We start from the raw sequence: 7,044 nt of genomic DNA on the forward strand, positions 1-7,044 counted from the left end.
AAGGCGGAGCATCACCCGCGTACTGGATGTACTCGGGTGATGCGACAACGCGGCGAGGCGCCGTGCCGGGCGTCGCGAGCCGGTGAACCTTTCCGCTCACAGCACTAGCTAGGCGCGCCCCGGCCCTCTTCCGGATCACCTCGGGGCCCGCCAGAGAGCGTAATCACATCGCTCCCTGCCCGATATCGGGCAGAATTGTTGCGTAAGTGCCCCGCCCATCGCAATATCAACAAGTGCTCGAACGCCGCTCGTCACATGACGACCTCATTGATCACCTGGTGCGCAGCACCGCGCTCCAGCGCGGCGAAGCCGCCCGGGTGGTTCTTGACGTGCTGGCGTACTTCGACGAGACGACCGAAGGCTTCGTCCGCCGCCGCCACCGCGAACTGCAGTCCGGCGGCCTGGTGAACACGGAGATCTTCGAGCGGATCGCGGCCGAGCTGCCGTACCGGGCGGTCGCGCCGCCGGAGCTCTCGCTCCGCCAGCTGCGCCGCATCGTCTACGGCTGAGCAACGAGCACCACAGGTACGTCAATGGAGGGGCAGAGACTTTATGTGCGGAATCGTCGGATATATCGGGAAGCGTGATGTGGCTCCGCTGCTGCTGGAAGGGCTGCAGCGGCTGGAGTACCGGGGTTACGACTCCGCGGGCATCGTCATCACCGGCAAGGCGTCGGCCGGGAAGCCCGCCGCGCTGAAGATGGTCAAGGCGAAGGGCCGGGTCCGCGAGCTCGAGGCCCGCGTTCCCAAGCGTTTCACCGGCACCACCGGTATCGCCCACACCCGCTGGGCCACCCACGGCGCCCCGAGCGACGAGAACGCCCACCCGCACCTGGACGCCGAGAACAAGGTCGCCGTCGTCCACAACGGCATCATCGACAACGCCTCCGAGCTCCGTGCGAAGCTCGTCGCCGACGGTGTCGTCTTCCTCTCCGAGACCGACACCGAGGTGCTGGTCCACCTGATCGCCCGTGCGCAGGCGAACACCCTGGAGGAGAAGGTCCGCGAGGCGCTTCGCTCGGTCGAGGGCACGTACGGCATCGCCGTCATGCACGCCGACTTCAACGACCGCATCGTCGTCGCGCGCAACGGCTCCCCGGTCGTCCTCGGCATCGGCGAGAAGGAGATGTTCGTCGCCTCCGACGTCGCCGCGCTGGTCGCCCACACCCGTCAGGTCGTCACCCTCGACGACGGCGAGATGGCCACCCTCAAGGCCGACGACTTCCGTACGTACACGACGGAGGGCTCGTCCACGACGGCCACGCCGACCACCGTGGAGTGGGAGGCCGAGTCGTACGACATGGGCGGCCACGACACGTACATGCACAAGGAGATCTCCGAGCAGGCCGACGCCGTCGACCGGGTGCTGCGCGGCCGCATCGACGACCGGTTCTCCACCGTGCACCTCGGCGGTCTCAACCTGGACGCCCGCGAGGCGCGCGGGGTCCGCCGGATCAAGATCCTGGGCTGCGGCACCTCGTACCACGCGGGCCAGATCGGCGCCCAGCTCATCGAGGAGCTGGCCCGCATCCCCGCGGACGCCGAGCCCGCCTCCGAGTTCCGCTACCGCAACCCGGTCGTCGATCCCGACACCCTGTACGTCGCGGTCTCCCAGTCCGGTGAGACGTACGACGTGCTGGCCGCCGTCCAGGAGCTCAAGCGCAAGGGCGCCCGGGTGCTCGGTGTCGTCAATGTGGTGGGTTCGGCAATCGCCCGGGAGGCCGACGGCGGTACGTACGTCCACGCCGGCCCCGAGGTCTGTGTCGTCTCCACCAAGTGCTTCACGAACACGGTCGTCGCGTTCGCGCTGCTCGCCCTGCACCTGGGCCGGATCCGGGACCTGTCGGTCGCCGACGGCAAGCGGATCATCGAGGGGCTGCGCAGGCTGCCCGCCCAGATCAGCGAGATCCTGGCGAACGAGGACGAGATCAAGAAGCTGGCGGCGGAGTACGCGGACGCCAAGTCGATGATGTTCATCGGCCGGGTGCGCGGCTACCCCGTCGCCCGCGAGGCCTCGCTGAAGCTCAAGGAGGTCTCGTACATCCACGCGGAGGCGTACCCCGCCTCCGAGCTGAAGCACGGGCCGCTGGCGCTGATCGAGCCCTCGATGCCGACGGTCGCGATCGTGCCGGACGACGATCTGCTGGAGAAGAACCGTGCCGCGATGGAGGAGATCAAGGCCCGCAGCGGCCGCATCCTCGCCGTCGCCCATCAGGTGCAGGAGAAGGCCGACCACACCATCGTCGTACCGAAGAACGAGAACGAGCTGGACCCGATCCTGATGGGCATCCCGCTCCAGCTCTTCGCGTATCACACGGCACTGGCCATGGGCCGTGACATCGACAAGCCGCGCAACCTGGCGAAGTCCGTCACCGTCGAGTAGGCGTCCCTGCACCGGCTGCGCCCGGAGCAGCGCGGCCCCGTACCCACCGCCACCGCGGGTACGGGGCCGCTCCCGTGCGGGCCGCCGCCTGCCCCTTGCGCTCCGGCCCGGTCGCTGCCTCAGCCGGTGGTCGTCGCCCCTCGGCCGGCAGCGCGCCCCGGCAGCGCCGTGGGCCGGTTGGCCGGCACCGCCGTCGCACTGCCCACGACCCCGGCGTGACCGATACCGAACACCAACAGGGTGAGCCCCAGGGCGAGATGGCCGAGGGCAGAGGTGCCGGTGCTTCCCGCAGAGACGTCATTGTCCACGGCGGGCTCCCTTCGCATGCAGTGCCCCTGCTCCCCAATGACCCTTATGCACCCTTCACAAGCGCACAATCCACCTCTGCGCATCGGCGGATTGCCGGTTTCCACAGGCGAGTTGACGCCATGTCGGCCGCGAGGTCCGGAACCGGCGAGAGAGGTGACGGCAGGGGCGTCCGGGACGGGGAACGCTCAGGGAATGACGACGACCGGGCGCTGTGCGCGCCGCGCGAGACGCCCCGCCACCGAACCGAAGATGCGGCCGACGATGCCGTGCGTGGAGCCGACGACGATGGCGTCGGCCGAGTACTCCCGGCCGACCTCCTCCAGCTCATGGCAGATGTCCCCGCCGCGCTCGACGAGCACCCAGGGAACCTCGCAGAGGTAGTCCGCGCAGGCGAGCTCCAGGCCGAGCACCTCGGTGCGGTGGTCGGGCACATCGACGAAGACGGGCGGCTCGCAGCCTGCCCAGACGGTGGTCGGCAGCCGATTGGCGACGTGGACGATGATCAGGCCGGAACCTGATCTTCGGGCCATCCCGATGGCGTATGCGAGGGCGCGCTCACTGGACGTCGAGCCGTCGAAGCCGACCACGACCCCATGCCGGAAGGCGGGGTCGCAGGAATGACGTGTTTCTTCGACCGCCTGCGGGTCCGACATGGCGTCGGCTACCTGCTTGCGGTCGGCGGGTTCGGGGATTTCGTGACCGGCCATCGGTGTCTCGGCGAAGAGAGTCCTCGTGAGGAGAGCGACTTGGGGAAGGTGCGTCAGCGGGCGGTGTTGCGGTGTCCGGGAATCATCTTCCCAACCCCTTACCCCCAAGGGTACGGCGCCACTCCTCCACTGCCCAGACCCGCGCAAAGCGCGTGCGACGTTTCACGGAGCATGCCCGAGGCGGACCCGTATGGCAATGCCGGTTGCTCTGTACATCAACACCTGCGGGCCACAACGACTCCGCTCGGTGACCGGGCGGAGCGGCATCCGTCACGCACCGCGCGACGCACCGGGACCGCAGCACTCCGGTGCGGATCGCCACTCCGACGCCGGGCGCCGGGCCGGCGCCCCCTCCCAGAGGTCACCCCGCACCCACCCCGGCCCGCCCGCCCCGCCCGGAGCTCTCCGCCCGGCCGCGGAGCGGCATCGGCCCGCCGGTCGGGATCCCGCTGCCCGCCGACGCGGTTGCGTCGTTCCGTACGATTCGGCTGTCCGACCTGCCAAGGGGCGCAAAGGAGCGGCCACCCATCGGGGTTGCGCGCCGGTCGACTGACTGAATCACGTATGCACAACCGTCTATTTTCAGCCAACTTCACACCCCTGTCGCTTCCTTGCCGAATTGGCCGATCAACCCCCTTGTCACCAGGCAGGAAGAGACCGAGCGGTACGCTTCTACCCGACGGGGACGGGCCATGAAGGCGAGGCGCACTTCCCTGCACGGCCGCTGAATGAAACCCTTCGTGATCGAACGCTTCCCGCCAAGTTGCCTTGTCGACATAACGCCGGTTGGTGAACGTGTCACGCCGACACCACGGGACGCAGTAGATTCGATCTTGGGTATCGAAGACGGGGACTCATGCAGGACCGAGGGGAAAAGTGCAGGAGCGACAGGCCCGTAAGGACCAGGAAGACGCGAACACCAAGGGGGGCTTAGCGTCATGAGCCAGGACTCCGCCGCCGCAACGGAGGCTGTACGGAAGCTCAGTGGACGACGACGACGAGAAGTCGTCGCCGTACTGCTGTTCAGCGGCGGCCCCATCTTCGAGAGCTCAATCCCGCTCTCCGTGTTCGGAATCGACCGCCAGGACGCGGGAGTTCCGCGCTACCGACTCCTCGTCTGCGGCGGGGAAGAGGGGCCGCTGCGGACCACCGGGGGACTCGAACTGACCGCGCCCTATGGGCTGGAGGCGATCAGCAGGGCAGGCACCGTCGTGGTGCCCGCCTGGCGTTCGATCACCTCGCCGCCGCCCGCAGAGGCGCTGGACGCGCTGCGCCGCGCCCACGAGGAAGGGGCCCGCATCGTCGGGCTGTGCACCGGCGCGTTCGTGCTCGCCGCCGCCGGCCTGCTGGACGGCCGCCCGGCGACCACGCACTGGATGTACGCACCGACGCTGGCCAAGCGCTATCCGTCGGTGCATGTCGATCCGCGTGAGCTCTTCGTCGACGACGGCGATGTGCTCACCTCCGCGGGGACAGCGGCCGGCATCGATCTCTGTCTGCACATAGTCCGCACGGACCACGGGACGGAGGCCGCCGGGGCTCTGGCCCGTCGGCTCGTCGTGCCGCCGCGGCGCAGTGGCGGTCAGGAGCGCTACCTCGACAGGTCTTTACCTGAGGAGATCGGCTCCGACCCGCTCGCCGAGGTCGTGGCCTGGGCGCTGGAGCATCTCCACGAGCAGTTCGACGTGGAGACGCTGGCCGCGCGCGCCTACATGAGCAGGCGGACCTTTGACCGGAGGTTCCGCTCGCTCACCGGCAGCGCACCGCTCCAGTGGCTGATCACCCAGCGGGTGCTGCAGGCGCAGCGACTGCTGGAGACGTCCGAGTACTCGGTCGACGAGGTCGCCGGCCGCTGCGGCTTCCGCTCGCCGGTCGCGCTGCGCGGGCACTTCCGGCGCCAGCTGGGCTCCTCCCCCGCCGCGTACCGGGCCGCCTACCGGGCCCGCCGCCCGCAGGGCGGTGGCGCGGAGGCGGTCGCAGCGATCGAGCCGATCGTGCCCGCGCAGGGCACCTCGGCGGGCCGGCGTGCCACGGCTGCGGCCACCCCACCGGGTCCGCATGTCGTCACGTCGGCGACGGTCGGGGCGGGGCAGCCGGAGCACGGGAGACCGGGCCCCGACGCGTACTCCACCGGGCGCCCGACCCTGCCGGGTCAACGGAGCGCCCCGTAGGCTGGGACCATGAACGACCGCATGGTGTGGATCGACTGCGAGATGACCGGGCTCTCGTTGACGGAAGACGCACTCATCGAGGTGGCCGCACTGGTCACCGACTCGGAGTTGAACGTGCTCGGCGAAGGGGTGGACATCGTGATCCGCCCGCCGGACGCGGCCCTGGAGACGATGCCCGAGGTGGTGCGCGAGATGCACACCGCCTCGGGTCTCCTCGACGAGCTGGCCCAGGGCACCACGCTGGCCGACGCCGAGGCCCAGGTGCTGGCCTATGTCCGCGAGCATGTGAAGGAGCCCGGCAAGGCCCCGCTGTGCGGGAACTCGGTCTCCACCGACCGTGGCTTCCTGGCGCGGGACATGTCGGCCCTGGAGGGCTACCTCCACTACCGGATCGTCGATGTGTCCTCGGTCAAGGAGCTGGCGCGCCGCTGGTACCCGAGGGCGTACTTCAACAGTCCGGCCAAGAACGGCAACCACCGGGCGCTCGCGGACATCCGTGACTCCATCACGGAGCTGCGTTACTACCGCGAGGCGATCTTCGTACCGCAACCCGGGCCGGACTCGGAGCGTGCCAAGGCGATCGCGGCACGTGTCGCACCGCCCACGCCCTAGGACGTTGCGAAGCCGCTGGTCGTGGGCCTTTCGGGGGCCGGGATCAGCGGCTGAACAACTGGGGCGCGAGCACCCTCTCGGACCCTGTACACTTTTTCTCGGCCGGTCAGAAAAAGACCGGGCATGGTGGGTATAGCTCAGATGGTAGAGCACCTGGTTGTGGTCCAGGATGTCGCGGGTTCGAGTCCCGTTACTCACCCTGAATGATCAAGGGCTGACCTGTGAAAGCAGGTCAGCCCTTCGTCATGCGCGGGACTTTGGGAACATCACGGGAACACGGCTGTCGGTCATGCGCCGTATCGTCCCCACATGGCGGGCATCACATGGCGGGCATCGTGGAACGGCCCAAGAAGGACGACACCGGGATGCGCTTCGGCGAGGCCACCGCCCTCCAGGTCCGTGACATCGCCCTCAGTTCCGACCGGCCCACAGCATCGATCCAGCGGGCGTGGAAAAGGCGGAGAAGGGGTGATCTCGCCGCGCTTCTCCACCGGCAGGACGTTGTGCCCTGCGGGCATGTCCGTGTCGGCGGCGATCTCAAGCCGTGCGCTCGCCGATCCTTGCGTGTCAGCCATCTGCCCCAGCGCATGGCCCGTCTCTCGATCGCATGTTCGAATCAAAGCGCATAGGCGGGCCCTCGGACTCTTACCCCCCCCAGGCGGAAGAGCCATGCTGCCACTCCACATGGATCTTAACTACGGTGCGCAGGCGAAAACTACGCTCCGTGCAGGCGATGGTCAAAGGGATGCGCTGGCCGGCCTCTGCGCCGTCGCGCTGTCCGACACACCCCGCAGGGCAGGGCAGGGCAGCATTCCGGAGCGATGCTGCGGCGCTCCGCGCCGCAGGGTTCAGGATCGGATTCC

General features: G+C 68.8%; 7 protein-coding genes and 1 tRNA gene. 5 read left to right on the plus strand and 3 right to left on the minus strand.

Annotation, left to right across the window (positions count from 1 at the left end; genetic code table 11):
- The first annotated feature begins 233 nt into the window (after nucleotides 1-233).
- Complete coding sequence (locus ABTZ94_RS35205) at nucleotides 234-509, plus strand: hypothetical protein (RefSeq protein ID WP_351207145.1); 276 nt, start codon at nucleotides 234-236, stop codon at nucleotides 507-509.
- Nucleotides 510-552: 43 nt separating this feature from the next.
- Nucleotides 553-2,382, plus strand: a complete 1,830-nt coding sequence (gene glmS / locus ABTZ94_RS35210) for a glutamine--fructose-6-phosphate transaminase (isomerizing) (protein ID WP_351207147.1) — start codon at nucleotides 553-555, stop codon at nucleotides 2,380-2,382.
- Between the two features lie 119 nt (nucleotides 2,383-2,501).
- On the opposite strand, the gene ABTZ94_RS35215 is transcribed toward glmS, so the two are convergent.
- On the minus strand, nucleotides 2,502-2,690 hold the full coding sequence (locus ABTZ94_RS35215; protein WP_351207156.1) for a hypothetical protein: 189 nt from the start codon (nucleotides 2,688-2,690) through the stop codon (nucleotides 2,502-2,504).
- Between the two features lie 186 nt (nucleotides 2,691-2,876).
- Entirely contained in the window at nucleotides 2,877-3,398 is a 522-nt protein-coding gene (locus tag ABTZ94_RS35220) for a universal stress protein (RefSeq protein ID WP_351207148.1), read from the minus strand.
- Nucleotides 3,399-4,336: 938 nt separating this feature from the next.
- On the opposite strand from ABTZ94_RS35220, the gene ABTZ94_RS35225 reads away from it, so the two are divergent.
- From ABTZ94_RS35225 to ABTZ94_RS35235, 3 genes are all read left to right on the plus strand, one after another.
- A complete protein-coding gene (locus ABTZ94_RS35225; RefSeq protein WP_351207150.1) occupies nucleotides 4,337-5,569 on the plus strand; it encodes a helix-turn-helix domain-containing protein in 1,233 nt (410 codons plus the stop codon).
- Between the two features lie 9 nt (nucleotides 5,570-5,578).
- Nucleotides 5,579-6,181, plus strand: a complete 603-nt coding sequence (gene orn / locus ABTZ94_RS35230; protein ID WP_351207152.1) for an oligoribonuclease — start codon at nucleotides 5,579-5,581, stop codon at nucleotides 6,179-6,181.
- A 126-nt stretch (nucleotides 6,182-6,307) separates the two neighbouring features.
- Nucleotides 6,308-6,380, plus strand: a tRNA-His gene (locus ABTZ94_RS35235).
- An 88-nt stretch (nucleotides 6,381-6,468) separates the two neighbouring features.
- Here ABTZ94_RS35235 and ABTZ94_RS35240 read toward each other — a convergent pair.
- A complete protein-coding gene (locus tag ABTZ94_RS35240) occupies nucleotides 6,469-6,756 on the minus strand; it encodes a hypothetical protein (protein WP_351207154.1) in 288 nt (95 codons plus the stop codon).
- Nucleotides 6,757-7,044 lie beyond the last annotated feature (288 nt).

Source organism: Streptomyces sp. NPDC002785, from assembly GCF_040295565.1.
GTDB lineage: Bacteria > Actinomycetota > Actinomycetes > Streptomycetales > Streptomycetaceae > Streptomyces.

Coding starts and splice junctions, on each gene's coding strand:
- ABTZ94_RS35220 (WP_351207148.1), bottom strand. CDS start 3,398: ATGGCCGGTCACGAAATCCCCGAACCCGCCGACCGCAAGCAGGTAGCC.
- glmS (WP_351207147.1), top strand. CDS start 553: ATGTGCGGAATCGTCGGATATATCGGGAAGCGTGATGTGGCTCCGCTG.
- orn (WP_351207152.1), top strand. CDS start 5,579: ATGAACGACCGCATGGTGTGGATCGACTGCGAGATGACCGGGCTCTCG.
- ABTZ94_RS35240 (WP_351207154.1), bottom strand. CDS start 6,756: ATGGCTGACACGCAAGGATCGGCGAGCGCACGGCTTGAGATCGCCGCC.
- ABTZ94_RS35225 (WP_351207150.1), top strand. CDS start 4,337: ATGAGCCAGGACTCCGCCGCCGCAACGGAGGCTGTACGGAAGCTCAGT.